The 22566-nt window shown below is 69.3% G+C and carries 27 protein-coding genes and 1 tRNA gene; 18 read left to right on the top strand and 10 right to left on the bottom strand.

All coding sequences use genetic code 11. The features are described from left to right. Positions 1 to 42: 42 nt before the first annotated feature. Positions 43 to 660: a cyclase family protein gene (locus MX571_RS08955; protein ID WP_247415615.1), complete on the bottom strand. Its 618-nt coding sequence runs from the start codon at positions 658 to 660 to the stop codon at positions 43 to 45. Positions 661 to 923: 263 nt separating this feature from the next. Here MX571_RS08955 and MX571_RS08950 point away from each other — a divergent pair, with 263 nt between their 5' ends. From MX571_RS08950 to MX571_RS08930, 5 genes are all read left to right on the top strand, one after another. Further along, positions 924 to 2477, top strand: coding sequence for a succinic semialdehyde dehydrogenase (locus tag MX571_RS08950; protein WP_247415613.1), 1554 nt, complete (start codon positions 924 to 926; stop codon positions 2475 to 2477). Between the two features lie 91 nt (positions 2478 to 2568). Continuing rightward, a complete protein-coding gene (locus MX571_RS08945) occupies positions 2569 to 3444 on the top strand; it encodes a DUF7537 family lipoprotein (RefSeq protein ID WP_247415610.1) in 876 nt (291 codons plus the stop codon). 89 nt (positions 3445 to 3533) lie between these two features. Continuing rightward, on the top strand, positions 3534 to 4931 hold the full coding sequence (locus tag MX571_RS08940; protein WP_247415609.1) for a ribonuclease H-like domain-containing protein: 1398 nt from the start codon (positions 3534 to 3536) through the stop codon (positions 4929 to 4931). Positions 4932 to 4955: 24 nt separating this feature from the next. Then, on the top strand, positions 4956 to 7283 hold the full coding sequence (locus MX571_RS08935) for a DEAD/DEAH box helicase (RefSeq protein ID WP_247415607.1): 2328 nt from the start codon (positions 4956 to 4958) through the stop codon (positions 7281 to 7283). A gap of 55 nt (positions 7284 to 7338) precedes the next feature. Further along, complete coding sequence (locus MX571_RS08930) at positions 7339 to 8433, top strand: phosphotransferase family protein (RefSeq protein WP_247415604.1); 1095 nt, start codon at positions 7339 to 7341, stop codon at positions 8431 to 8433. 8 nt (positions 8434 to 8441) lie between these two features. Here the strand turns inward: MX571_RS08930 and MX571_RS08925 are convergent, their stop codons facing one another. Next, on the bottom strand, positions 8442 to 9305 hold the full coding sequence (locus tag MX571_RS08925) for an EamA family transporter (protein WP_247415602.1): 864 nt from the start codon (positions 9303 to 9305) through the stop codon (positions 8442 to 8444). A gap of 111 nt (positions 9306 to 9416) precedes the next feature. Between MX571_RS08925 and MX571_RS08920 the strand changes: the two genes are divergently transcribed. Both MX571_RS08920 and MX571_RS08915 read left to right on the top strand, forming a co-directional pair. Next, positions 9417 to 9785: a DUF7996 family protein gene (locus tag MX571_RS08920; protein ID WP_247415600.1), complete on the top strand. Its 369-nt coding sequence runs from the start codon at positions 9417 to 9419 to the stop codon at positions 9783 to 9785. Positions 9786 to 9815: 30 nt separating this feature from the next. After that, positions 9816 to 10076 carry a DUF8006 family protein gene (locus MX571_RS08915; RefSeq protein WP_247415598.1) on the top strand — a complete coding sequence of 87 codons (261 nt, stop codon included), beginning with the start codon at positions 9816 to 9818 and terminating at the stop codon, positions 10074 to 10076. A 36-nt stretch (positions 10077 to 10112) separates the two neighbouring features. On the opposite strand, the gene ahbB is transcribed toward MX571_RS08915, so the two are convergent. Next, positions 10113 to 11153: a siroheme decarboxylase subunit beta gene (ahbB, locus tag MX571_RS08910; protein ID WP_247415596.1), complete on the bottom strand. Its 1041-nt coding sequence runs from the start codon at positions 11151 to 11153 to the stop codon at positions 10113 to 10115. Between the two features lie 113 nt (positions 11154 to 11266). Here ahbB and MX571_RS08905 point away from each other — a divergent pair, with 113 nt between their 5' ends. Both MX571_RS08905 and MX571_RS08900 read left to right on the top strand, forming a co-directional pair. Continuing rightward, on the top strand, positions 11267 to 12145 hold the full coding sequence (locus MX571_RS08905; protein WP_247415592.1) for an SDR family NAD(P)-dependent oxidoreductase: 879 nt from the start codon (positions 11267 to 11269) through the stop codon (positions 12143 to 12145). Between the two features lie 101 nt (positions 12146 to 12246). Beyond that, positions 12247 to 12735, top strand: a complete 489-nt coding sequence (locus tag MX571_RS08900) for a PH domain-containing protein (protein WP_247415590.1) — start codon at positions 12247 to 12249, stop codon at positions 12733 to 12735. Between the two features lie 46 nt (positions 12736 to 12781). Here the strand turns inward: MX571_RS08900 and MX571_RS08895 are convergent, their stop codons facing one another. Together MX571_RS08895 and MX571_RS08890 are read right to left on the bottom strand one after the other, a co-directional pair. After that, entirely contained in the window at positions 12782 to 13333 is a 552-nt protein-coding gene (locus MX571_RS08895; RefSeq protein ID WP_247415589.1) for a GNAT family N-acetyltransferase, read from the bottom strand. Between the two features lie 66 nt (positions 13334 to 13399). Beyond that, entirely contained in the window at positions 13400 to 13573 is a 174-nt protein-coding gene (locus tag MX571_RS08890) for a hypothetical protein (RefSeq protein ID WP_247415587.1), read from the bottom strand. Positions 13574 to 13732: 159 nt separating this feature from the next. On the opposite strand from MX571_RS08890, the gene MX571_RS08885 reads away from it, so the two are divergent. Next, complete coding sequence (locus MX571_RS08885) at positions 13733 to 14797, top strand: anthranilate phosphoribosyltransferase (RefSeq protein WP_247415585.1); 1065 nt, start codon at positions 13733 to 13735, stop codon at positions 14795 to 14797. 42 nt (positions 14798 to 14839) lie between these two features. Here MX571_RS08885 and MX571_RS08880 read toward each other — a convergent pair whose 3' ends face one another. Then, positions 14840 to 15796 (bottom strand): succinylglutamate desuccinylase/aspartoacylase family protein, encoded by a 957-nt coding sequence (locus MX571_RS08880; RefSeq protein ID WP_247415582.1) that lies wholly within the window; start codon positions 15794 to 15796, stop codon positions 14840 to 14842. Positions 15797 to 15948: 152 nt separating this feature from the next. On the opposite strand from MX571_RS08880, the gene MX571_RS08875 reads away from it, so the two are divergent. The 4 genes from MX571_RS08875 (at position 15949) to MX571_RS08860 (ending at position 17546) form a co-directional block, all read left to right on the top strand. Continuing rightward, positions 15949 to 16320: a hypothetical protein gene (locus MX571_RS08875; RefSeq protein ID WP_247415580.1), complete on the top strand. Its 372-nt coding sequence runs from the start codon at positions 15949 to 15951 to the stop codon at positions 16318 to 16320. A 51-nt stretch (positions 16321 to 16371) separates the two neighbouring features. Further along, positions 16372 to 16890 (top strand): peptidylprolyl isomerase, encoded by a 519-nt coding sequence (locus MX571_RS08870; RefSeq protein ID WP_247415577.1) that lies wholly within the window; start codon positions 16372 to 16374, stop codon positions 16888 to 16890. A 180-nt stretch (positions 16891 to 17070) separates the two neighbouring features. Next, positions 17071 to 17421, top strand: a complete 351-nt coding sequence (locus tag MX571_RS08865) for a ferredoxin (RefSeq protein WP_247415575.1) — start codon at positions 17071 to 17073, stop codon at positions 17419 to 17421. Positions 17422 to 17461: 40 nt separating this feature from the next. Beyond that, positions 17462 to 17546 (top strand) — tRNA-Leu (locus MX571_RS08860). Between the two features lie 151 nt (positions 17547 to 17697). On the opposite strand, the gene MX571_RS08855 is transcribed toward MX571_RS08860, so the two are convergent. Continuing rightward, positions 17698 to 17955 (bottom strand): hypothetical protein, encoded by a 258-nt coding sequence (locus tag MX571_RS08855; protein ID WP_247415571.1) that lies wholly within the window; start codon positions 17953 to 17955, stop codon positions 17698 to 17700. Between the two features lie 451 nt (positions 17956 to 18406). On the opposite strand from MX571_RS08855, the gene MX571_RS08850 reads away from it, so the two are divergent. Then, positions 18407 to 18916 carry a DUF5813 family protein gene (locus tag MX571_RS08850; RefSeq protein ID WP_247415569.1) on the top strand — a complete coding sequence of 170 codons (510 nt, stop codon included), beginning with the start codon at positions 18407 to 18409 and terminating at the stop codon, positions 18914 to 18916. A gap of 98 nt (positions 18917 to 19014) precedes the next feature. Here the strand turns inward: MX571_RS08850 and MX571_RS08845 are convergent, their stop codons facing one another. Beyond that, positions 19015 to 19692, bottom strand: a complete 678-nt coding sequence (locus MX571_RS08845; RefSeq protein ID WP_247415566.1) for a potassium channel family protein — start codon at positions 19690 to 19692, stop codon at positions 19015 to 19017. A 77-nt stretch (positions 19693 to 19769) separates the two neighbouring features. Between MX571_RS08845 and MX571_RS08840 the strand changes: the two genes are divergently transcribed. Then, positions 19770 to 20087, top strand: coding sequence for a DUF7967 family protein (locus MX571_RS08840; RefSeq protein ID WP_247415564.1), 318 nt, complete (start codon positions 19770 to 19772; stop codon positions 20085 to 20087). A gap of 33 nt (positions 20088 to 20120) precedes the next feature. Here the strand turns inward: MX571_RS08840 and pdhA are convergent, their stop codons facing one another. Further along, positions 20121 to 21137, bottom strand: coding sequence for a pyruvate dehydrogenase (acetyl-transferring) E1 component subunit alpha (pdhA, locus tag MX571_RS08835; RefSeq protein WP_247415561.1), 1017 nt, complete (start codon positions 21135 to 21137; stop codon positions 20121 to 20123). A gap of 124 nt (positions 21138 to 21261) precedes the next feature. On the opposite strand from pdhA, the gene MX571_RS08830 reads away from it, so the two are divergent. Then, positions 21262 to 21606, top strand: a complete 345-nt coding sequence (locus tag MX571_RS08830; protein WP_247415560.1) for a DUF7991 family protein — start codon at positions 21262 to 21264, stop codon at positions 21604 to 21606. A gap of 21 nt (positions 21607 to 21627) precedes the next feature. Here the strand turns inward: MX571_RS08830 and tmk are convergent, their stop codons facing one another. Next, the gene (tmk, locus tag MX571_RS08825; RefSeq protein WP_247415556.1) at positions 21628 to 22215 is read right to left on the bottom strand and encodes a dTMP kinase; all 588 of its coding nucleotides are present in this window, start codon (positions 22213 to 22215) and stop codon (positions 21628 to 21630) included. A 124-nt stretch (positions 22216 to 22339) separates the two neighbouring features. Here tmk and MX571_RS08820 point away from each other — a divergent pair, with 124 nt between their 5' ends. Further along, the gene (locus tag MX571_RS08820) at positions 22340 to 22546 is read left to right on the top strand and encodes a hypothetical protein (protein WP_247415555.1); all 207 of its coding nucleotides are present in this window, start codon (positions 22340 to 22342) and stop codon (positions 22544 to 22546) included. Positions 22547 to 22566: the final 20 nt, after the last annotated feature.

The following is a 22566-nucleotide window of genomic DNA, read 5'->3' as shown; positions in this document are numbered from 1 at the left end:
GTGGCAGGTGCGTGACGCCGCGCTGTTTCCGCTCGGCCCCTCTCAGTTCACTTCCGCGACGACGCGCGCCGGTGCACCGTCGGCGTCGTCGAGCGGGAGCGGGTAGGCGTGGACCGTGAACCGGTCGGGCAGGTCGGTGAGATTGACGACGTTCTCGATGACGAGTCGCTCCTCGCGGAACAGTTCGTGGTGTGCCAGCAGGTCGCCACCGACCGGGTCGACGCTCGGGCAGTCGACCGCGACGTCCACCTCTCGTTCGGCACAGACCTTCGCACACTCGGGGCCGAGGTACGGGTGCTCGAAGTAGACGATGTCGCCCCAGTGGTCGCTCCACCCCGTCTCGAACACGTAGAGGTCCACGTCGTCCTCGTCCTCGGGGAGGTGGTCGGGCGTGATGACCTCCTCGCTCCCGACGTCGCAGTGGACCAGTCGCGCGTCGTAGTGGAACCGGTCGATGGGGAACGCCGAGAGCGGTTTTCCGTCTGGTTCGACGTGGACCGGCGCGTCGACGTGCGTCCCGGTGTGCGTGCTGAGACCGAAGGCGGTGAGGCGGAACCCTTCCTCCGCGTGGGTCGCGTTCGGGTACATCTCGATGACCGGGTCGCCGGGGTACGTCGGCATCCCCGGCTCGATGGTGTGTGAGAGGTCGTAGAGCGTCATCGTGCGGCGTGGCCCCCGAAGGTTCGCGGAGCACGCTGGCGACCACCGGCCGTCGGACCAAGTGTGAGCCGCGATGACGGCGTCCACGGCTCGCCGTTCGAGGCCGACACGACGCGACACGTGGACTCACCGTCGACCGGACTCGTCCCCCCCTCTCGACCGACGTCGATGGCGCTACACATTGAGGGTTCGATGACGTTCCATTTACAAATAACCACCCGGCCGGCAGCAACGGTAAGCGAGTCGCGACCGCAGTGTGTACCATGGCAGGACTCGACAGCGCGACTCGGTTCGACGACGAGCGACTGGAGCGACTCGCGACGCTCGTCACCCGCGCGGACGGCGACCGGGAGTCGGTCACGGTCGAAGCACCGTTCACCGGCGACCCCGTCGGGAGCGTCCCGATGTGTACGGCCGACGACACCGACCTCGCGATTCGACACGCTCGCACCGCACAGCACGAGTGGGCCGACAGACCGCTGGCCGACCGCGTCGCCGTCGTCGAGCGGTTCGCGGAACTCGTCTGGGACGAGCGCGAGGACCTCCTCGACCTGCTCCAGCTGGAGGGCGGGAAGGCCCGCCGGACCGGACTGGAGGAACTGCTCGACGTCGCCTCGGCCTGCGAGTACTACGCGGGAGCGGACCGCGCGCTCGCCCCCGACCGGCGCGAGGGCGCGCTCGGACCGCTTACGCCGACGCGCGTGAACTACCACCCGCGCGGCGTCGTGGGCATCATCTCGCCGTGGAACTACCCGCTCACGCTCTCCGTCTCGGACGCGATACCCGCACTGATCGCGGGCAACAGCGTCGTCCTGAAACCGGACGAGCACACGCCGTTCGTCGCGCTCCGGGCGGTCGAACTGCTCCGCGAGGCCGGCCTGCCGTCGGACGTCTGCCAGGTCGTCACCGGGGGAGCCGAGGCGGGCGAGTCGCTCGTCGCGGGGAGCGACTACGTCGGGTTCACGGGCGGCGTCGAGACGGGCCGCGCCGTCGCCGAGCAGGCCGGGCGCAACCTCGTCCCGTGCTCGCTCGAACTGGGCGGGAAGAACCCGATGCTCGTCCTCGACGACGCCGACGTCGGCACCGCCGTCCGGGGTGCCGTCGCTGGCTGTTTCTCGAACGCCGGACAGCTCTGTGTGGCTCCCGAGCGCGTCTACGTCCACGAGTCCCTGTACGACGAGTTCGTCGAGCGACTCGTCGTCGCCACCGAGCGACTCACGCTCGGGACGGACGCGAGCCTCGACGTGGACGTCGGGTCGCTGGCCTCCGAGGAGCAACTCGACAGCGTGCGGGCACACGTCGAGGACGCCCGCGAGAAGGGCGCGACGATCCAGACCGGGGGCCAGCACCGCCCCGACGTCGCCCCCTACGCGTTCGAACCGACCGTTCTCACCGACGTGACGCCCGACATGGACCTGTTCCGCGAGGAGACGTTCGGTCCCGTCGTCGCCGTCTACCCGGTCGGCTCGGACCGCGAGGCCATCGAACGCGCCAACGACACCGAGTTCGGCCTCAACGCCTGCGTCTTCACCGAGGACCACGACCGGGGCCGGGACGTCGCCGAACGCGTCGAGGCGGGGACCGTCAGCGTCAACGACCCCTACATCTCGACGCTCGGGGCCGCCGACGCGCCGATGGGCGGTCGGAAGCACTCCGGCGTCGGCAGCCGACACGGCCCCGAGGGTATCCGCAAGTACACCGAACGCCAGACCGTCGCCGTCTCGCGCATCGGTCCCATCGCACCGCCGTCGTGGCTCCCCGGCGAGTGGTACGCCAGCGCGCTCTCGGCCGTGGTGAAGCTCCGTCGCCTCCTCTGAGCCACCCGGAGCCGGAACTGGCGCAGGGACGACCGCGTTTCGGGGACGGACCGAAGACTGTTTTCGCCGGGCGGCAGTCGGTAGAGACGAGATGGAACTCGCACGCGGCGCGACGGTACTGCTCTGTCTACTGACGGTCCTCGCCGGCTGTTCGAGCGTGCCCGGCCTCGGCGGCGGCGGGGACGACACCTACGGCGAGGGGGAGTCGCTGAACACCAGCGCACTCGCCGCCGACCACGCGTCGAACCTCCGCGAGGCGGGGTCGTTCACGGTCGTGCTCACGCAGAACTCGTCGACGGGCGAGGGAGCGACGACCGACCAGCGCCAGCGCGTCGCAGTCGACCTCGACGCGAACCGGACGCTCCTGACCGGCTCGGCCGACCAGCGGAGCGGGAACCGGTCCGTGTCGAACGAGCAGACGGTGTACGGCACCGACGAGGCGACGTTCGTCCGCATCGGACAGGGCGAGGACGCGCGGTACCAGTACATCGACGCCAGCGGTGGTGGGCCGATGACCCCCTCGCTCGGCGGCGAGCAGTTCGTCCCGCTGAACGCGACGTCGTCGCTCGCGACCGCGACGGACTGGACCCGGAACGGGACGACGACGCAGGACGGCGAGACGCTGACGCGGTTCGTCGCCACGGGGAACGAGACGCTGGCCGACTCGGTGTTCGCCAGCAGCGGGGTGACCGTCACCCGGTACGACGCCACCTTGCTGGTGACGAACGACGGGACCGTCCGGCAGTCGTCGTTCACACTCGGCGTCGAATCCGGGGGACAGTCCGCCACTCAGCGGGTCGACGTCCGCATCACCGACGTGGGGAACACGACAGTGGAAGAACCCGACTGGCTCGACGAGGCCCGTGAGCAGTCGGGCGGTCTCGGGAACGGAACCACCGACGGAGCCGAGAGCGGCGCGGCCGGCGTCTCCGCGAACGGCACCGCCACCGCGAACGCGTCGGCCTGAGGACGTCGACGCGACCGACCAGGCGACCACCGAGCGCGCGACCGGAGCGGTCGCGCGATTCTTGTGCCTCCGACTCCTTCCACGCGTAGATGCCTCGCCCGGCGACCGTCCTCGCACTGCCGTCCGCGCTCGCGGGCCGCCTCTCGCCCGCGGAACTGGCGGACCTCCACGCGTACGCGGACCCCGACGCGGTGCTCGTCCCCGACCCCGTCTACGCGCCGGGTCGGTTCCGGCCGCCGGGCAGCGACGTCCCCATCCTCACGCCCGAGGGCGAGGTCCACGTCCTCGGCGACGTGACGCTGGCCGTCTGCGAGACGCTGGACCACGTTCGAGCCGTGACGTCGGGCGCCGCGTTCGGAGAAGCCGACGACAGCGGCCACACCGCGTTCCTCGCCTCGACCCTCCTCTCCGTCGAGACGGACCCGATGGCGCTCGACACCCGCCTCGACGGCGCGGCCGCCTACCGGGAGGCGCTGGGTGACGACGATGGCGAGCAGCGATCACCGACCGTCCACCTCGCCGGGTACGTCCCCGCCGACTACCGCCGCGAGTGGGACGGCCTCGACGTGCAGGGCGTCGCGCCCGTCGAGACGCAGGGCGCACCGGCCGTCCCGGTCCTCGCACTCCACCCCGACGGGACCGTCGCCGTCGACGAGGTGCGCACCGACCGCCTGGCCCTGCGCGCGCTCTCCGGCGTCGGCGACAGTCGCGCCGCCGCCCTCTCGCAAGCGGGCTACGACCGCGAGACGCTGGCCGAGACGCCGCCCCACGAACTCGCCGACCTCGACGGGTTCGGGCGTTCGAGCGCCGAGACCGCCGTCCGGTCCGCACGGGCGCTCGAACGCGGCGAACTGCTGCGGACGGGCGACGCGCCGCTCCCTGCAGACCCCGTCTTCCTCGACATCGAGACGGACGGCCTGCGCCCGAGCGTCGTCTGGCAGGTCGGCGTCCAGTACCGCGACGACTACCGGTCGTTCCTCGCGCGGGACCCCGACGACGCACCCGCGATGCTCGGCGGATTCCTCGACTGGCTCTCGGGAGTCGACGGGACGCTCGTCGCGTGGAACGGGTGGGGGTTCGACTTCCCCGTGCTGGACGAACACGTCGAGGCCCACCACCCCGAACGCCGCGACGTCTGGCGTCGCGCGTCGAAGTGCGACCTGCTCCAGTGGGCGCGCGACGAGGGGAACGCGGTGTTGCCGGGGCGGACGAACAAGCTCGAAGCCGTCGCGGGAGCGCTCGGTTACGAGGGTCACGGGACGGGTCTGACCGGCGCGGAGACGGCCCGGCGCTACCGCGCGTGGATGGACGGCGGTCCCGAACCCGACTGGGAGCGTCACCGCAACTACTGCGAGGACGACGTGCGGATGCTGGCGCACGTCTACGACGCTATCGCCGCGACCGACCGGGTGGAGTCGACCGTCGCCGACCGAGCGGCGACGAACCAGGAGGGCGACACCCGACAGGGGTCGCTCTCGGAGTTCTGAGACGATGAGCGGGGTACCCTCGACGTGAACGCCGACCGCCTCCGCACCACGTTCCCCGACTACGCCGGACAGATACGGGACGTGTTCGTCCAGGAGGCCCGCGACGCCCGAACGGTCCCCGCGAGCGACGTGCTCGAACCGGGCCTCGCCGACGCGATGCCACACGACCTCTACAGTCACCAGGCGACGGCACTGGACGCGCTGGCTCAAGGGGAGGACGTCTGCGTGACGACCAGCACGGCCAGCGGGAAGACGCTCGTCTACGCGCTGGAGATCGCGCGCCAGCACCTCCGGAACCCCGAGTCGACAGCGCTCTTGCTCTGCCCGACGAAGGCGCTCTCTCGCGACCAGCAGCGTGCGCTCACCGACCTGTACGACGAACTGGGCCTCGACGTGTCGGTGCGCGTCTACGACGGCGACACCGCGAGCGAGGCGAAGCGGGACATCCGCCGGACGGCGGACGTGGTCATCACGAACGTCTCGGGCGTCAACGCCTACCTCCCGCAGCACAGCCAGTGGGCGCGCCTGTTCGGGAACTGTGCGACCCTCGCCGTCGACGAGGCCCACGCCTACTCCGGTGTCCACGGGATGCACGTCGCGTGGGTCCTGCGGAGACTCCGGCGCGTGCTCGACCACTACGACGCCGACCCGTCGCTCGTCCTCACCTCCGCGACCATCGGCAATCCCGCCGAACACGCGAAGAACCTCGTCGACACCGACGTGACCGTCGTGGACGACGACGGCTCTCCGCGCGGGCGTCGTGAAATCGCGTTCTGGCGGCCGCCCGGCGAGGGCGAGGCGCGGCGCTCCGCGAGCGCGGAGGCCGCCGAGGTGCTGGCCCACCTCGGGACGAACGGGACCCAGACGCTCGCGTTCGTCGGGTCGCGGCGCATGACCGAGTTGAACCGCGAGCGGGCGAAGCAGGCCGCGACGCGCCACAACATGGGTCGCCTGCGTGTCGAGTCGTACAACGCGGGCCACACGAAAGGCGACCGCAGAGCGACCGAGGCGGGCCTGAAGGACGGGTCGCTCGACGGCGTCGTCACCACGTCGGCGCTCGAACTCGGCATCGACGTGGGGGGTATCGACGCGACGCTGCTCAACGGCTATCCGGGGAGTCGACAGTCGTTCTGGCAGCAACTCGGGCGGTCGGGACGCGGGACGGGCGACGCGCTCTCGGTCCTCGTCGGCCGCGCGGACGCCATCGACAACTACGTGTTCGCCAACCCGGCGTACCTCTTCGACGACGACGTGATAGAGGACGCCGTCGTGGACCGCTCGAACAACGCCGTCTTCTCGCGGCACCTGCTCTGTGCGGCCCACGAGTTGCCCCTGACGCACGACGACGAGCGCTGGTTCGGCGAGCGTCTGGAACCGGCCGTCGAGATGTGGACGAAGGCTGGCTACCTGACGGGAACCCTCGACACCGGCGTCGTCTACGACCGGCGGGACCGCCCGCAGAGCCAGGTGTCGATGTACGCCAGCGGCGGCGACGAGTTCGTCGTTCGGACGCCGGACGACGTGGACGCCGAACTGGAACCGGTCGGGAGAGCGCGAGCGTACCGCGAGTACCACCCCGGCGCGGTGGCGCTCCACCGCGGCCAGCAGTTCGAGGTGGTCGGCTTCGAGGAGGAGGGCCACCAGCCACGCATCGACCTCGAACCGGTCGACGTGGACTACTACACGCAGACGAACCACGCCACGCGCATCGGGAACCTGGAGTCTGAGCGCTCGCGGGCGTTCGGCGACTACACGCTCCACTGGGGCACCGCGGACGTGACGGTCCACTACGACACCTACTCCCGCAAGTCCATCGCGACGGGCGAGAGCCTCGGCGCGCCACAGCCGACCGGTCTCGCGCCGCTGTCGATGCGGACGCAGGCGCTCTGGCTGGCGGTACCCGAATCGGAGCGCGCCCGCCTCGGCCAGCGCTACGGGGTCGACGCCCCGGACGTGGCGTTCCAGGGCGCGCAGCACGCCGCCGAGCACGGGATGATAAAGCTCGCACCGCTGGAGTGCACGCTCGACAAGTCGAACCTCGGGGGACTGTCGGTGCTCGGCCATCCCGAACTCGACTCGCCGGGCATCTTCGTCTACGACGGCGTCGAGGGCGGCCTCGGGTTCTCCAGGAAGCTCTACGACCGGTTCGAGCGCGTCGCCGCCAACACGCGAACCGTCGTCGACACGTGTGGCTGTGAGGGGACCGACGGCTGTCCGGGATGCGTGATGGACTCGCAGTGCGGCTCGGGGAACAGCCCGCTCCACACCGACGGCGCGGTGGACCTGCTCGGGACGGTGCTGGATGGTGTCGAGACGAGGGCGACCCCCGAGGCAGACGCGGAGGGGGCGTGAGTCACTCTCACACCCCACCCACCTCGCTTTTCAGGCGCGGCACGGTCGTTCGGGCATGACCGGTCCCGAGACCACCGCTCTCGACACCTCCGCCCTCGAATCGTACCTCGCGACGGAACTCGGGGTCGACGTGGCCGGCACCGAGACGCTGAGCGACGGTCTCAACCTGGTCGTCGCCGTGGCGACGGCCGACGACCCGCGGGCGTACGTGGTCCGCCGACCGAACAAGCTCCGGGAGTCTGGCCTGTTCGTCGCTATCGAGCAGGAGTACGCGGTGCTGGAACGACTCGACGGGACCGCCGTCCCCACTCCCTCGCCGGTCGCGTTCTGCGACGACGAGCCGGTGCTGGGAGGGGCGTTCGTCGTGACGACGTACGCCGAGGGAGTGCCCTTCCCGCGCGGGACCGACCTGCCCGAACGGTATCGTACCCCCTCGGCGCGACGACGCATCGGCGAGCAACTCGTCGACACCCTCGCGACGATTCACTCGCTCGACACCGACCCGTTCGACGACGTCTGCGAACGGCTGACACCGCAGGACCAGATCTCCCGAGCGGTCGAGCGCCTCGACGTGGCGACGACAGTCACGGGCCGCGAGTACGACCGACTCCGGGACGTCGCCGACTGGCTCGGGGCGAACGTCCCGGAGCCGCCGACGACGACGCTCGTCCACGGCGACTACAGAGCCGGGAACGTCCTGTTCGCCGGCGACGACCCCGAACTCACGGCCGTCCTCGACTGGGAGACGGCGATGCTCGGCGACCCGTTCACCGAACTGGGCTACTTCCTCCTCGACTACCGTGACGAGTCGGATTCGGCCCTCCCGCTCGGCGACATCGAGGCGCACAGTTCGGACGAGGCGGCGCTCGAAGACGTGCGGCAGATGAACGAGCGCGGTCTCTCGCCGTACACCGCGGACCCCGGCAGTCCGAGTCGCGAGGACCTGGTCGCGCGCTACGAGGCGAACACCGGCATCACGTTCGAACACGAGCGGTTCTACCGGGCGAAAGCGGCGTTCGTGCTGGCGACGGTGTGGGCGGACCTCGACCGTCACCGCGTCGAGTCCGGCGGCGCGCCCACCAGGAACCCCTACGTGGACTACATGGCGGTAGTCGCACAGCACATCGCCGAGGACGGCGACGACCGGTAGGCGTCCCGCTACCCCAGCGCGACGAACGCGACGCCGCAGACCGTGAGCACGCCCGCGCCGAGTCGCTGACCGAACGCCCCCTCGTTCAGAACGGCACCGCCGAGGAGGACGGCGACGACCGCCTGTGCGTTGATGATGGCCGAGGCGACGCTCGCGTGCAGTTCGGCGAAGCTGATGGCGATGAGGTGGTTCCCGAACGCGATGAACGCGCCGACGCCGAGCAGGAACGGGAGGACGCGCCGCGGGAGCCGTCTCCGCTGGCGGACTCCGAGCGGCGCGACCACGACGGTCACGGCGACGAGGGTCGTCCAGACGACGAGCGGGGCCGGGAGCGCGAGGTCCTGGAGCAGCAGTCGCTTCCCGGTGTCGGCGACCCCGAACAGCGCCGCGCTGACGAGCGCGAGCTGTGCGGGCCGGTAGGACAGCGCCCGGCGGAACGGGTCGAGGAGGTTCCCCGACTCGTAGTTCGCGGCGTAGACACCCGCGGTCGCGAGGACGACGCCGCCCACCTGGAGCGCCGACAGGCCCGCCTCGAAGAACCAGAACTCCAGCGGCAGCACGAACAGCGGAACGAGCTTGTTCAGCGGAGCGACGTACGACACGTCGCCCCACCGAATCGCCTCGAACAGCGCTGCGATGGCGACGCCCGTCAGCGCCGCGATACCGAGGAGCGCGCCCAGCGAGCCGAGCGCCAGGCTCGCCAGCTTCGTGAAGTGTGGCACCGTGACCGGGAGGTACCAGCCGGCGGCCGCGGCGTAGACGACCGAGAGGTACGCCATCGCCGGGTAGTCGCCGAAGAACTGCTTGTAGCCGGCGAGATAGCAGCCGTAGAGGAGGGCGGCGGCGAGGGCGGCGACGAGTCCGACGTTCACGGTCGAACGCCGCGTCGCCGCCGGAAAGGTGAGTCGGTTCGTGGGCGGCCCGCCGGCGAGTCCCCCGAGGAGGACCGTGGGGTTCAGGACCACCGGGACCGTAGCGCGGCCATGGCCGAAGGAAACGACGCGAGTTCGACGGCCGACAGGGGGCAGACGGCCGGCGGGGAGACGTCGGCCGACGCCGCCGGGAGCACCGACCAGGTGGACGCCGCGGACCGGGAGTCCACCACCGACGCGGAGACTGACCCCGCCACCGACGAGGACGAGGGTGAGATGCTCTCGGAGCGCGCGAAGGCCGGTATCGCCATCGTCGCGCTGGGCGTGATCGTGCCCGGTCTCGTCGACAACCTGCTGACGCAGGCGGGCGCGCCGGGCCTCGGCGTGCTGGTCTGGACCGTCGGATTCGGGTCGGCGGTCATCGCGCTCTGGTACGTCGTGCTCAGACCGCTCGACATCGGAGCAGAGACGGAAGCTTGAAAGTCGAACTGGTACGATGGAGTAGTAACGATGTACGCGCTCCCGCTCCAGGTCGTCGACTCATTCCTGCAGCAGTACCACATGGGGCAGGTCTTCCTCGCACTGTTCGCCGTGGGGCTCCTGGGGACGCTCCCGCTGAAGAGCAAGGTCGTCACCGGACTGCACATCATCGCGTTCGGTCTCCTGTTCATCCTCACGCCGCTCTCGATGATGGGCAACGCGTTCATCTGGCGATTCGTCGGCATCGCCCTCGTGTTCGTCGGGCCGATGCTCGTCATCTCCAGCAAGTGACGGCGCCGACCCCCGAACCGCGGCCCGTGACGGTCCTCACTCCTCGCCGACCAGTTCCTCGTACTGCGCGCCGGTCTGTTTGAGCGTCGCGGTCGAGTAGAGTCGCTCGTGGTCGTACGGCAGGTGCTCGACGGCGAGTTCGTCTATCTTCTCGTCGACGGCGGCCTGCTCGCGGCCGTGGATCATCGTGAACAGGTTGTACTCCCAGCCCTGCTCCGGTCGGCGCGGCCGGTGGTAACAGAGCGTGACGTACGGGAGACTCCCGGCGCGTTCGCCGCGGGCGTCGAGTTCGTCGTCGGGCACGTCCCAGACGACCATGCAGTTCGCGTCGAACCCGGTGACGACGTGGTTGACGATACAGCCGATGCGCTTGATACAGCCGTCGGCGACCAGTCGCTCGATGGACGCGACGACGTCCCCGGTGGTCGCGTCGACGGCCGCCGCGACGTCGGCGTACGGCGTGAGCGAGAGCGGGAAGCCGTCCTGTATCTCCAGCAGGACGCGCCTGTCGAGGACGCTCAGGTCGACGGTCGCGGACTCGGAGATGCGGGTCGCGCTCACCGTCGTCTCGCCCAGCGATTCCCTGGCGAATCGGTCCGCGTTCATCACCGGGAACTCCAGGTCGATGTAGTAGTCCGTGAGCATCGGGAGGGCCAGCACGTCGAGCCCGGTTCGCTTCTCGATGTCGGCGAGGATGGCGTCGCGGGTCGTCCGCGAGGCGGCCGTCACGACGAACCACATGTTCCACTCGTGGTCCCGGCGGTAGTTGTGGTTCACCTGCCGGTAGCCGTTTATCACGTCTGCGACCTCCTCGAACCGGTCGTCGGGCGCGCAGACCGCGGCGAGCGTCGAACTGCCGATGACCGGCGGGTTGAGCACCGCGCCGAACCGCCGGAACACGCCGCGGTCGCGGAGTCGCTCGACGCGCGAGAGCGCCTCCGACTCCGGGACGCCGAGGTCCGCGCCGACCGCGCGGAACGGTCGCGGTTCGACCGGGAACCCGCTCTGGTAGCCGTCGACGAGGGCGACGTCCACCGCGTCGAGGCCGTCGCACCAGTCCCCACGGGGAGCCTTCATCGTCGGTCGTAGGGAACCGGCGACAGTGGGGGTTTCGGTCTCGGTCCGTCTCCCGGTCACGACCCCGTCCACTACGAGCGAGTACTTTCGGTCCCCCCGCCCGTGGTCTCCGCATGGAGTGGAAGACGCTCGACGACAGCGTCGTCGTCCTGACCGGCGCGACCAGCGGCATCGGCCGGGCCGCCGCCGAGCGATTCGGCGACCTCGGCGCGGAGGTAGTGCTCGTCGGGAGGAGTCGCGACCGGGGCGTCGAGACGCTCGCCGAGGTGCGCGACCGAGGCGGCGACGGCATCTTCGTCCGCGCCGACCTCGCTCGCCTCGACGCGGTCCGGGCGCTGGCCGACGAGGTGACCGAGCGCTACGACGAGGTGGACGTGCTGGCGCTGAACGCGGCCCTCTCGCTGCCCGACCGCGAGGTGGTCGAGACGCCCGGCGGCCCCGTCGAGCGGGTGTTCCTCGTCAACCACCTCGCGCCGTACCTGCTGACCCACGAACTCCTCGGCCGACTGGAGTCGGCCGCACCCTCGCGCGTCGTCGTCACCTCCTCGCGCGTCCACCGCCGCGGCGAGTTGCGACTCGACGACCCGACGCTGGCCGAGGAGTACGACGCGCTCGGGGCCTACGCGCGGTCGAAACTCGCCAACGTGCTGTTCAGCACCGAACTCGCCGCGCGCCTGCCGAGCGACGTGACGGCGCTGGCGTACCACCCGGGGTTCGTGCCGGGGAGCGGGCTCTACCGCGAGACCGGTGGCGCGTTCGGCCTCGCGGTGAGACTCGCGTCGCGTCTCGGCGTGGGGCGGTCGGTCGCCGAGTCGGGCGAGGACCTCGTCTACGCCGCGGGTGCGCCGGAACTGGCCGTCGAGTCGGGTGCGTACCTGGTCGGACGCGACCCGACGCCGCCCGACTCGCGGGTCGGCAACGACGCGCTCCGACGACGGCTGTGGGACGAGAGCGCCCGACTGGTCGACGTCGAACCGGACTGGCCCGCGTAGCCGGAGGACTCGGGTGCGTGACAGCGTGCCGATGTCTCGACGCCCCCGAACGGGTCAGCGGGCCGGAAAGAGCCATACGGAGGGACGTCGTACGGGTGGGCATGTCCGTCCCAGAGTGGGTGACCCTCGGCGACGACGAGCAGGTGGTCTGGTCCGGGACCCCGAGCCTGCTCCTCGCGACCGGGTCGCTGGTCGCCGGAGTCGTCGTCGTCCTCGTCGGTCTGGCGCTGTACGGCTTCCTGCTGCCGAACGACTTCGAGTTCAGGTGGGTCGCGTGGCTGTTGATTCCGCTCGGGATGCTGTTCGTGGGGTACGCGTACGTCCGCCACCAGTCGACGCGCTACGTCATCACGACCAACGAGGTGTACCACAAGACGGGACTGTTCTCGCGGCAGGTGACCAGCCTCCGGCTCGACCGCATCCAGAACACGTCGTTCGAGCAGTCGTTCCTCGAACGCATGCTGTCCTTCGGCGACGTCCACGTCGACACCGCCGGGAGCGGCGGGACCGAGATAACGTTCCGGGCGGTGTCGAACCCACAGCAGGTGAGCAACCTGCTCACCGAACAGCTCGACAGGATGGTCAGGTGACATCGGGAGCAGCGACGCCCACCGAACGGCGCGAGAGAACCGGTGCTCAGGGTGCGTCCGTCCGCGAACGAGGCTCGCCCTCCTCGACAGGCCCGCCAGCGCGTGGCGAGCGGGCGAGGCCGTAGACGACCATCGGTTCGCCGCCCTCCGGGTCGAACGGTTCGAACAGCGCCTCCCAGCCGCGGTCCTCGTAGAGGCTGCGCGCCGGTTCGTTGTCGACCCCAGTGGTGAGGACGCTCGTCGTGTGTGGGAGGCCGCCCAGCAGGACGTCGTGGAGTCGAGCGCCGAGTCCGCGCCCGCGTGCCTCCGGGACGACGCCGAGTTCGACGAGTTCGAAGCAGTCCGCGAGCCACTGCCCGTACGTCGCCTGCGGGAGGACGGCGCGGAGCGCCTCGTGGTAGTACTGACCCGGCATCGTCGTGTAGCCGTAGGCGTAGCCCACGACCGACCCCTCCTCGACGGCGACGAACCCCCGGTAGCCGGGGAACTCGGCGTGCTTGCGGAACGCCACTCGCCCGTCGCGGCCCCAGATGCGCCGGTAGCACTCGGCGGCCTCCTCGAAGGCCGCGGTGTCCGGGACGAGTGGCTGAAGCTCCATACCGGCCCCACACGGCCCGGGTGCATCACCGTTGTGACCTCGGCGGTACGACCCGGTTCGAGAGCGTCACACCTGGACGGGGCCGAACTCCTCGCGCATCTTCGAGACGAACACGAGGGCGATGACCGAGACGACGCCCCAGAGGGCTGCCTGCGAGGGTTCACCCGTCAGTGCGGAGGACACGGCGAGGCCGACCGCGACGAGGAACCAGAGCACGCTGGCGACGAGTCCGACGTTCATGACGTGAGGAGCTTACCTGTCGTCTGCGAAATAGCTTCCCGTGGCGTGGCGCTCGCGCCATCGGACGGCACGACCCACCCGCTCGACGCGAACCGAGCGCGATGGCACTCGTCCGCGGGAACGGCAACGCTTTCGACGGTCGAGTTCGGACGGTCACGCATGGCGACAGCGACCCCCGAGTTCGGCGAGTGGCCGCTGAAACGGCTGATGACCGAGGTGGTCGGGACGGGCCACAAGTCCGCCGAGGACATGACCCGCGAACAGGCCCGCGAGGCGTTCGCGCGCATCCTCGCCGGCGAACCCGACCCGACGACGCTCGGCGCGTTCTGGCTGGCGAACCGCTGGAAGCGCAACACGCCCGAGGAACTGGCGGCGTACATCGACGTGATGGCCGAGGAGAGCGTCGCGTTCGCCGCCCCCGACTGCGACCCGGTCGACTGCGGGGCGAACTACGACGGCAAGGGCCGGAGCGCACTGCTCGGCGTCGGCGCGGGCCTCGTCGCCGCGGCCGCCGGGACGCCCGTCGTCGTCCACTCCGGTGACCGGGTCCCGACACAGAAACAGGACGCCTACAAGCACGTCCTCGACACGCTGGGCGTTCGAACCGACCTCGCGCCCGAGCAGTCGGCGGCGATGACCGACGACGTCGGCTTCGGCTTCTACTACCAGCCGAACTTCAACCCGGCCGTGTCGAACCTCGCCGACCGGCGCGACCAGATGGGCGTCCGGACGTTCGTCAACACGATGGAGACGCTGGCGAACCCGGCGCGGGCCGACGTCCACCTCGGCAGTTTCTACCACCTGCCGTACGCCAAGCGCATCATCGACACGTTCGACGCGAGCGAGCGCTACGACATCGGGCGCGTCGTCATGTTCCAGGGCATGGAGGGCTACGACGACATCCGTCCGGGGTCTACGACCGTCGCCGTGGGGGAGGACGGCGAGATGGACGACTTCACCATCGAGACGCCCGAGTACGGCATGGACTTCGACAGCGACGACCTGGGCGTCGAGGACGTGGCCCTCGACTCCGCGCGCATCACCGAGGAGGTACTGACCGGCGAGCGCGACGACCAGTTCGCCGACGCCGTCGCCCTCAACGGCGCGTTCCGCATCTTCGCCCGCGGCGACTGCGAGGACCTGGACGAGGGCCTGGCGACGGCACGCGAGGTCATCGACTCGGGCGAGGCGGCAGAGCGACTCGACGCGCTTCGGGCGTTCTGAGTCGGCACCCGATAGACGGACGCGACCGACCGCCTGCCGATTTCACTCCTCCTGCACCAGCGCGACGTTGCCCAGCGACTGCCCCGCCGTCACCGTCGCCTCGCGGGTCAGCGCGTAGAGGATACCGTCGTCCGCTACACTCGCCTCCTGGAGCACCTCGTAGCTCGACGGGTCGTAGACGGTCCCGAGCGGGTCACCCACCTCGACCTCTTCACCGACGTCGCGGTCGGGGTGCGGGCGGAACAGGCCCGAGTCGTCGGCGGTGACGCTGCCGAGGTGGTTGCGCGCGAGCGTCTGGTCGGTCGGTGTCGGCGCACCGTCGAGCAGGCCAAGAGTGCGGCAGACGTCGAACAGGCCCTCGACGCCCGTCTCGATGGCCGGTTCGACGAGCTCCTTGTTGTGGGCGAGTTCGGGCGTGATGGCCGGGATGTCGGCGTCCCCCGCTGCGACGCGGAACTTGCCGTCGAAGCTCCGTTCGGTCCACTCCGTCTCCTCCTCGTCGTCGGCCGGTTCGCCGAGCAGGAGGTCGGTTCCGAACGCCTCGGCGAGTTCGCGCGACCGGTCGACCCCCTCCTCGAAGACGACGTGGGTGAGCATCTCCGGAGCGCCGGTGTGCAGGTCCACGATGGCGTCGGCGTCGTTCGCGTACGTCCAGAGCGTCGCGGCCATCCGTTCGTGGAGCGTCCCCTCGGCGTCGCCCGGCCAGACGCGGTTCATGTTCGGGTTGACCGAGTCGAGGCGCTCGGGCGTGGTGTAGGAGACCCGGTCGAACGTGAGCGGGTTGGCGACGGGGACGGCGACGACGCGCCCCGAGAGGTCCTTCGGGTCGAGACGCTCGTGAAACCGTCTGAGGACGGCCGAGCCGTTGACCTCGCGGCCGTGCTGGGCGGCCTGGACGTAGAGCGTCGGACCGTCGTCGGTGCCGTAGGTGTGGACGGTCGTCTCGATGGCGACCCCCGAAGGGAGTCGTGCAAGCGTGAGACGCTCGCTGGCGTGCATTGACGAGAGTGTGGGACCGCTACGGTTTGTACCTGCGGGAACGTCGTTTTCGAACGGCGAAACTGGCGCGAAACCGTCCCGGGTTGGCGAGTTTGCCGGTGCAAGGTTGCAAGCGCCGCTTACCAAAGTGTCCTTGGCGTGTCTTGAGGAATATGGAACCAGTACTCGTCCAGGCGGAGGGGTTCATCGGGAGCATCATCAACTTCGTCGTGAGTCTGCTCATCGGCGGACTCGGTATCTACGTCGGCGCTCGGGTCCTCTCGAACGTCGACGACTACTCGCGGGCGCTCGTGACGGCGCTCATCGGTGCCATCGCGTGGGCAGTGTTCTCGTGGGTGCCGTTGGTCGGCTTCCTGCTGGCGTTCGTCGCGTACCTCGCGGTCGTCAACTGGCAGTACCCCGGTGGGTGGCTCCGGGCGGCTGGCATCGCGTTCATCGCGTGGCTCGCGTCGCTGGTCGTGCTGTGGATACTCACCCTCCTGAACATCCTCGCGTTCAGCGCACTCGGCGTTCCCGGCGCGTAATCCGTCCTCGCCATCGGCACGCTTTTTTGCACCCGATTCGTGGCCTCGGCCATGGCCGACGACAACCCCCACGCGATCCTGAAGACCAGCAAGGGCGACATCGAACTCGAACTGTACGAGGACCGAGCGCCTCGTACGGTCGAGAACTTCACGGAGCTCGCGACGGGCGCACAGGAGTGGGAGGACCCGGAGAGCGGCGAGACGCGGAACGACTCGCTGTACGAGGGCACCATCTTCCACCGCGTCATCGAGGGGTTCATGATCCAGGGCGGTGACCCGACCGGCACCGGTCGCGGCGGCCCCGGCTACCAGTTCGACGACGAGTTCCACGACGACCTGACCCACGACAGCGAGGGGACGCTCTCGATGGCGAACGCCGGACCGAACACCAACGGCTCGCAGTTCTTCATCACGCTCGACGCCACGCCGCACCTCGACGGCAAGCACTCCGTCTTCGGCGAGGTCGTCGACGGGATGGACGTCGTCCACGAGATCGGCTCGGTGAACACCGACGGCAGCGACAAGCCGACCGAGGACGTCGTCATCGAGTCCGTCCAGATTCGCCGGTAGTCCGGCGCTATCGCGCGCTCTTCTTTCTTTCGGCGCACGTCCGAACACCAGCGGGTCCGTCTTGCTCTTCGGTCGGCACCGCCGCCGGCGAACTCGATTCCCGTGGTCGAACCCAGGAGTAGGGAGTCGCTCGGGAGCACTATCGATAGCGACAAACCGCCTCGTCAGCAACCCTCTCGCATGAGTCGCGAGGAGGACGCCGACGCCCCAATCGACCCGAGCACCATCGGGGAGGCCGACGCCCCGCCGGTCGAGGAGAAGCCCTACAAGATCATCTTCGAGGCGAACAAGTGCATCGCCGCCGGGAAGTGCGCCGAGGTCTCGGCGAACTGGGAGATGGACCTCTCGACGGGAATCGCACGACCGCAGACGTACTTCTTCGACGAGGCGGAACTCGACCACAACGTCCGTGCCGCCGAGGTCTGTCCGGCGAAGAAGGACCGCGGCGTCATCCACGTCGTCGACCGGCGGACCAGCGAGGAGATAGCCCCCGACCCACAGGGTGACGGGACACTCAGCGTCGACTGGTAATCGCAACGGCCTTTTCACTCGCTCTCACAGGGTCGCGTAGGCGGGAGTGGCCGAGTCTGGCCAAAGGCGGCGGACTTAAGATCCGCTCACGTAGGTGTTCGTGGGTTCAAATCCCTCCTCCCGCATCGCTCGTCGCGAACGACAGTGAGCGACAGCGATGGACGGTGAGAGAATTGAACCAGACCGAGGTTCTGCGCGATGCGCAGGTTCTCGGACGAGGTTCGAATCCCTCCACCGGCTCCTGACCACTCCCAACGAATCGAGACGAAGCAGCCGTCACCCCGAGTTCGCAGCCTCGCCGCCGTCGCTCCGCAGGGACGCGATGGCGAACCAGATGGTCGCCGTGAGCACCGACCCGAGCGCCGACAGCCACATCCCGAGGCTGACGAACGCCGCGGTGTAGATGCCGCCGATGGCGAACGACGTCAGGGAGGTCCGTCGCGGGACCAGGGCGGTCTGGTCCCGGAGCGTGGGGAGGAGGGCGATGATTCCGACCATCGATCCGACCGCGAACACGAGGTCTTGCCAGGGCATAGTCGAACTCCGACCCGCGGCACGGCTCCCGTCGGTCGTTCCGTCGTCGTTGGCGTCGATGTCGAACCGTCCGTCGACTCGGGCGAGAGACCGGTCACGCCGTCGAGTGGGGCCCGTTGGGCGGCGAGTCGCCGTCCGGTCCGCGAGCGGGTGCCGACCGCGAAGTACAGTTGAAACCAACGGTCGCCGGGCTGAAAAGTTCTCTCCCTACAGTACCGAACGGCGTCCCCGAACGGGGGCGCTACTTTCCGCGGATCTTCTTGAACCCCTTGCGGAGCAGTCGAAGCACCGTGATGATGCTCGTGACGTTGTACAGCAGCTTGAACAGCCGTTTGACGCGAGATGCCATGTGGTCGGGGACGCGGCCGAGCAGTAACAGTCTGGTCCTTTCACAGTCAGCGAGCGGTGCATCGCGGTGTCCTTTTCCGTCGCAGCGGCCTACAGAGGTGTAATGAGCGACCTTCCGGAGAAGGCACGGCGTGCGTTCGACGCACACGACGCGTTCGACGCGGGCGAGGAGGGGTACGAACTGGAGACGACGGCGTTCGGTGGGCGGGTCACCGCCAGCGAGACCGACGGGTGGGCGCTCCGCTACTCGCTCACGGTCCGGGTGCCGACGCTCGACGCGGCCGTCGAGGAGGACGTCGGCCCCAGCCTGCGAGACGGCTGGCTCGAGACGTTCGAGTTGCGACTGGAGGACGCGCCGGGGACGGTCCGTGAGTCCGTCGACGTCGAGGCCATCGACGTCGAGACGAGGGGGACCGACGCCGTCGCCACGTTCGAGTTCACGTTCGGCAACGCCGACCGCGCGCCCGAGGTGACGAAGGCCTTCGCCGAGTACGTCGAGGGGACGTACATGGAGGGCGTCGTCCCCGGGTTCACCTACCGACCACCCGTCGCGAACCTCCTCTCGCGGGCGCGACAGGACGAGGAGGGCGGCAGCGGACCGATGCCGCTCTGACCGGCGCGTCGGCGTCGATTCGGTCGTCACTCGGGGCGTCGGGAGAACGGTCGAAGAGCGGTGGCAACCGAGAACGAGCGCGTCGCCGGACGGTCAGTTCAGGCCGTCGCTCGCTGCGGCGACTCGCCGACGATTATCTGTCTGACGTCCGACAGTGCGTCGAAGTCGGCGATGACGACGACCCTGTCTCCGAGTTCGAGCGACTCGTCGTCGTTCGGGAGGCTGACCGACCCTCCTTCCTTCCCGAAGCCGAGCAGCTTCGAGTCCGCCGGGAGTTCGAGTTCCGAGAGCGTGTAGCCGCGCATCGGCGACTCCTCGGTGACGGTGAGTTCGACCAGCTGGATGTTCTGGGCGACGTCGGCGATGGCCCGGACCGACCCGCCCATGAGGGCGTTCTTCGCGGCGATGGCACCGAGTCGCTCGGGGTAGATGACCTCGTCCACGTCGCTGGCGTACTTCGTGAGGATGTACTCGCGGTAGTCGTTGTCGACCCGGAGGACCGTCCGGCAGTCGCGCGCCTTCCCGATCATACACGCGACGAGGTTGACCGTCACGTCGCCCGAGAGCGCGGCGATGCCGTCCGCCTCGTCGATGCCCACCGATTCGAGGTCGCTCTCGCTCGACCCGTCGCCCTCGACCACCTCGAACTCTTCGGACGGTGCGCGCTCCGCACGACCGCTGTCGAGTTCGACGACCGTCACCTCGTGACCCTCCTGGGTCAACACGCGTGCCGTTCGTCGCCCGACACGCCCAGCACCCACGATAACAAAGCGCATGATTTCTCATACAGGCCCCGCTGTATAACTGTATCCCCGTCGGCGATATTTTGGCCTCGCGGCACCGACTGACAGGTATGGAGCACTCCGGAGCGAGCGACGTGGAAGGAGCCGACGCGTCGGACGACGCGGTCAGGGTGTGGCTGGTCGAGCGGACGTACTCGGACGACGAGCAGAACCTCATCATCCTGACGTACGCGACGCCCGACGGCGAGCGCGACTTCCGGAAAGAACGAGCGCTGACGAGTTTCAGCGGCCCGGGCCGCGAGACGACGGCCGCCCTCGACGTCTCCCCGAGCAACCTCGGGACCGTCTCGGACGAGGAGACGCGCGAGCGCTACGCGACGGAGGTCGAACGACTCCGCGAGACGCACGCGCCGGACGACTCGGTGTGAAACGACGGCGGCGTCGGACCGAGAGCGGGTCGGTCAGTTCCGCGAGCGGACGTACTCGCGCTGTTCGCGGAGTCGCGGCGGCAGCTCCTCGTAGACGTGGTCGAACACGTCGTCCAGGTCGTCGGTCTCGGTCTCCTCGACGCGCTCGACGGCGTCCCCGACCTCGTCGTTCGCCTCCTCGCGGAGGTCCTCGACCTCCTCGTCGGTGACGAGGTCGGTCTGCTGGAGGTAGTCGACGTAGCGGTCGATGGGGTCGCCGGTCCGCCACTCGGGCAGGTCGACGTCGTCGTCCCGGTACTTCGAGGGGTCGTCGCTCGTCGTGTGTGGCCCCTGCCGGTAGGTGAGGCTCTCGACGAGGACGGGCGTCCCGTCGCGGGCGACGTCCAACGCCGCCGAGACGACCTTCCGGACCGCGAGCGGGTCCATCCCGTCGACCTGCACCCCTTCGATACCGTACGCCTGGGCCTTCACCGCGATGGAGTCGCTCGCGGTCTGTCTCGTTCGCGGCGTCGAGATGGCCCAGTGGTTGTTCTCGCAGAGGAAGACGACCGGCGCGTCGAACACGCCCGCGAAGTTGAGGCCCTCGTGGAAGTCGCCCTCGGAGGTCGCCCCGTCGCCGAGGTAGCAGAGGACCGCCGACTCCTCCTCGCGGTAGTTGGTCGCCATCCCGAGGCCCGCCGCGTGGGGTATCTGCGACCCGATGGGGACGGCCTGCGGGAGGACGTTCAGGTCGTGCCCCGAGGAGTACTCGGCGTGGCCGCGCCTGAACGCGAGGAGGTCCCACATCGGGACGCCGTGCGCTATCTGCATCGCGTTCGAGCGGTACGTCGGCACCAGCCAGTCGTCGTCGCGCATGGCGTGTGCGGCCCCGACCTGCGACGCCTCCTGCCCGCGGAACGGCGGATACCCCGACATCCAGCCACGCCGCTGGAGCGACAGCGCTCGTTCGTCGAACCGTCGGGCGCGGACCATGTCCCGAAGCAGCGCGTGCGCCTCCGACTCCTCGAAGCCCGTCTCGGGGAACGGGCGGTCGCCGATGACCCGGTGCATACGGCGACGTGACGTGTCGATACGAAAGCGGTTGCGGTGTCGGCTGCCACGGCGGACGCGACGACCGGTTCCGCTCCTGTACGCGACCCGTTACGTCGAAGTGGCCGCCGCTCGTAGCTCTCCCATGGTCTCGCTCATCGGCGTCGTCGGCCTGCTCCTCATCGTCGGGGTCAACACCGCCATCGCCGCCCTCCTGACGCGCTTCTTCCGCGTCCGTCTCGACACGCGCTGGGGACCGGTCGTGTTCACGCTATTCATCACGCCGGTCGCCATGGTCGTCCCGGTCCTGCTGCTCGGGGCCATCGTCCCGTTCGACCTCGGGAGTCGCGCAGCCGTCGTCGGCATCGCGTTCGTCCTCCCGCTCACGTTCGGCATCGCGTTCGACTACCTCTGGATGCCCAGCCCCGACGACGTGGACCTGCCCCGCGAGTACGGGAGCGAACGGCGGGAGAACTCGCCGCGGCGCTGAGTTCGGTCTTTCGAGACGGGCCTACGCGTTCGAGCGGATGCGTTCGAGCGCCGTCTCCACCGCGTCGAGGACCTCCTCGGGCGACTGTTGGGCGTCGACGCGGACGAACCGTTCGGGCTGGTAGGAGATGAGCGTCTCGTAGTTCTCCTGGACCGCCGCGAGGTAGCCCGCCGCCTCGAACTTGTCCGTCGCGCCCGCCCGCTCCGCGCCGACCTGCGGGTCCACGTCGAAGTATATCGTCGCGTCCGGCGGGCGAGTGAACGGCTGGTGGACGCCGCGGACGTACTCCATCGGTCGCTTCAGTTCGCCCGCGAGGCTCGCACCCTGGTAGGCGTATCGGGAGTCCGAGTAGCGGTCGGAGATGACGAGTTCGCCGTCGTCGAGTGCGGGTTCGACGACCCGCGAGAGGTGGTCGGCGTGGTCCGCAGTGTAGAGGAACAGTTCGGCGATGGAGTCGGCGTCGTCGTCTTCGAGGGAGCGACGGACGGCCTCGCCGTACCACGAGTCCGTCGGCTCGTGGGTGAACACCGCATCGGGGTAGACGTCCTGCAGCGCCTCCCAGGCGGTGGTCTTGCCGGAGCCGTCGATGCCCTCCAACGTGATGAGCATGAGAGGCGTTTCCCGGCGGCGGACGTAAGTACGGTGATTCGCCCGACCCGAAGAGGCCGTCACCTGTCGACCGAGGGACGGGAGGCCGAAACCGGTTTACCGGTCTCACTCCCCCAATCGAGATATGCCATCGCTCGAACGACTGCTGCAGATCGTCGGTGCCGTCGCCCTCGTCGCCGGCGTCGTCATCTTCGGATACGGCTTCCTCGTGCCCGACCTGGACGTCGTCGCGATGCTCGCGGGAGTGTTCACCGCCGTCGTCGGAATGACCCTGCTCGCCGCCGGACTCGTCTTACCCCGATTCGACGGCCCGAATGGCCGCCGCGCGTAGTTTTACGTCGGTTCCGTCCC

Origin of the sequence: Halomarina salina, assembly GCF_023074835.1 — an archaeon.
Lineage (GTDB): Archaea > Halobacteriota > Halobacteria > Halobacteriales > Haloarculaceae > Halomarina > Halomarina salina.
Note: the sequence above shows the minus strand (reverse complement) of the source record. Positions and strands in the feature narration are given on the sequence as shown.

Bases quoted from the DNA above. Each gene is read 5' to 3' on its own strand.
- MX571_RS08955 (WP_247415615.1), bottom strand. From the start codon at position 660: ATGACGCTCTACGACCTCTCACACACCATCGAGCCGGGGATGCCGACG.
- MX571_RS08950 (WP_247415613.1), top strand. From the start codon at position 924: ATGGCAGGACTCGACAGCGCGACTCGGTTCGACGACGAGCGACTGGAG.
- MX571_RS08945 (WP_247415610.1), top strand. From the start codon at position 2,569: ATGGAACTCGCACGCGGCGCGACGGTACTGCTCTGTCTACTGACGGTC.
- MX571_RS08940 (WP_247415609.1), top strand. From the start codon at position 3,534: ATGCCTCGCCCGGCGACCGTCCTCGCACTGCCGTCCGCGCTCGCGGGC.
- MX571_RS08930 (WP_247415604.1), top strand. From the start codon at position 7,339: ATGACCGGTCCCGAGACCACCGCTCTCGACACCTCCGCCCTCGAATCG.
- MX571_RS08920 (WP_247415600.1), top strand. From the start codon at position 9,417: ATGGCCGAAGGAAACGACGCGAGTTCGACGGCCGACAGGGGGCAGACG.
- MX571_RS08915 (WP_247415598.1), top strand. From the start codon at position 9,816: ATGTACGCGCTCCCGCTCCAGGTCGTCGACTCATTCCTGCAGCAGTAC.
- ahbB (WP_247415596.1), bottom strand. From the start codon at position 11,153: ATGAAGGCTCCCCGTGGGGACTGGTGCGACGGCCTCGACGCGGTGGAC.
- MX571_RS08905 (WP_247415592.1), top strand. From the start codon at position 11,267: ATGGAGTGGAAGACGCTCGACGACAGCGTCGTCGTCCTGACCGGCGCG.
- MX571_RS08900 (WP_247415590.1), top strand. From the start codon at position 12,247: ATGTCCGTCCCAGAGTGGGTGACCCTCGGCGACGACGAGCAGGTGGTC.
- MX571_RS08895 (WP_247415589.1), bottom strand. From the start codon at position 13,333: ATGGAGCTTCAGCCACTCGTCCCGGACACCGCGGCCTTCGAGGAGGCC.
- MX571_RS08890 (WP_247415587.1), bottom strand. From the start codon at position 13,573: ATGAACGTCGGACTCGTCGCCAGCGTGCTCTGGTTCCTCGTCGCGGTC.
- MX571_RS08885 (WP_247415585.1), top strand. From the start codon at position 13,733: ATGGCGACAGCGACCCCCGAGTTCGGCGAGTGGCCGCTGAAACGGCTG.
- MX571_RS08880 (WP_247415582.1), bottom strand. From the start codon at position 15,796: ATGCACGCCAGCGAGCGTCTCACGCTTGCACGACTCCCTTCGGGGGTC.
- MX571_RS08875 (WP_247415580.1), top strand. From the start codon at position 15,949: ATGGAACCAGTACTCGTCCAGGCGGAGGGGTTCATCGGGAGCATCATC.
- MX571_RS08870 (WP_247415577.1), top strand. From the start codon at position 16,372: ATGGCCGACGACAACCCCCACGCGATCCTGAAGACCAGCAAGGGCGAC.
- MX571_RS08865 (WP_247415575.1), top strand. From the start codon at position 17,071: ATGAGTCGCGAGGAGGACGCCGACGCCCCAATCGACCCGAGCACCATC.
- MX571_RS08855 (WP_247415571.1), bottom strand. From the start codon at position 17,955: ATGCCCTGGCAAGACCTCGTGTTCGCGGTCGGATCGATGGTCGGAATC.
- MX571_RS08850 (WP_247415569.1), top strand. From the start codon at position 18,407: ATGAGCGACCTTCCGGAGAAGGCACGGCGTGCGTTCGACGCACACGAC.
- MX571_RS08845 (WP_247415566.1), bottom strand. From the start codon at position 19,692: ATGCGCTTTGTTATCGTGGGTGCTGGGCGTGTCGGGCGACGAACGGCA.
- MX571_RS08840 (WP_247415564.1), top strand. From the start codon at position 19,770: ATGGAGCACTCCGGAGCGAGCGACGTGGAAGGAGCCGACGCGTCGGAC.
- pdhA (WP_247415561.1), bottom strand. From the start codon at position 21,137: ATGCACCGGGTCATCGGCGACCGCCCGTTCCCCGAGACGGGCTTCGAG.
- MX571_RS08830 (WP_247415560.1), top strand. From the start codon at position 21,262: ATGGTCTCGCTCATCGGCGTCGTCGGCCTGCTCCTCATCGTCGGGGTC.
- tmk (WP_247415556.1), bottom strand. From the start codon at position 22,215: ATGCTCATCACGTTGGAGGGCATCGACGGCTCCGGCAAGACCACCGCC.
- MX571_RS08820 (WP_247415555.1), top strand. From the start codon at position 22,340: ATGCCATCGCTCGAACGACTGCTGCAGATCGTCGGTGCCGTCGCCCTC.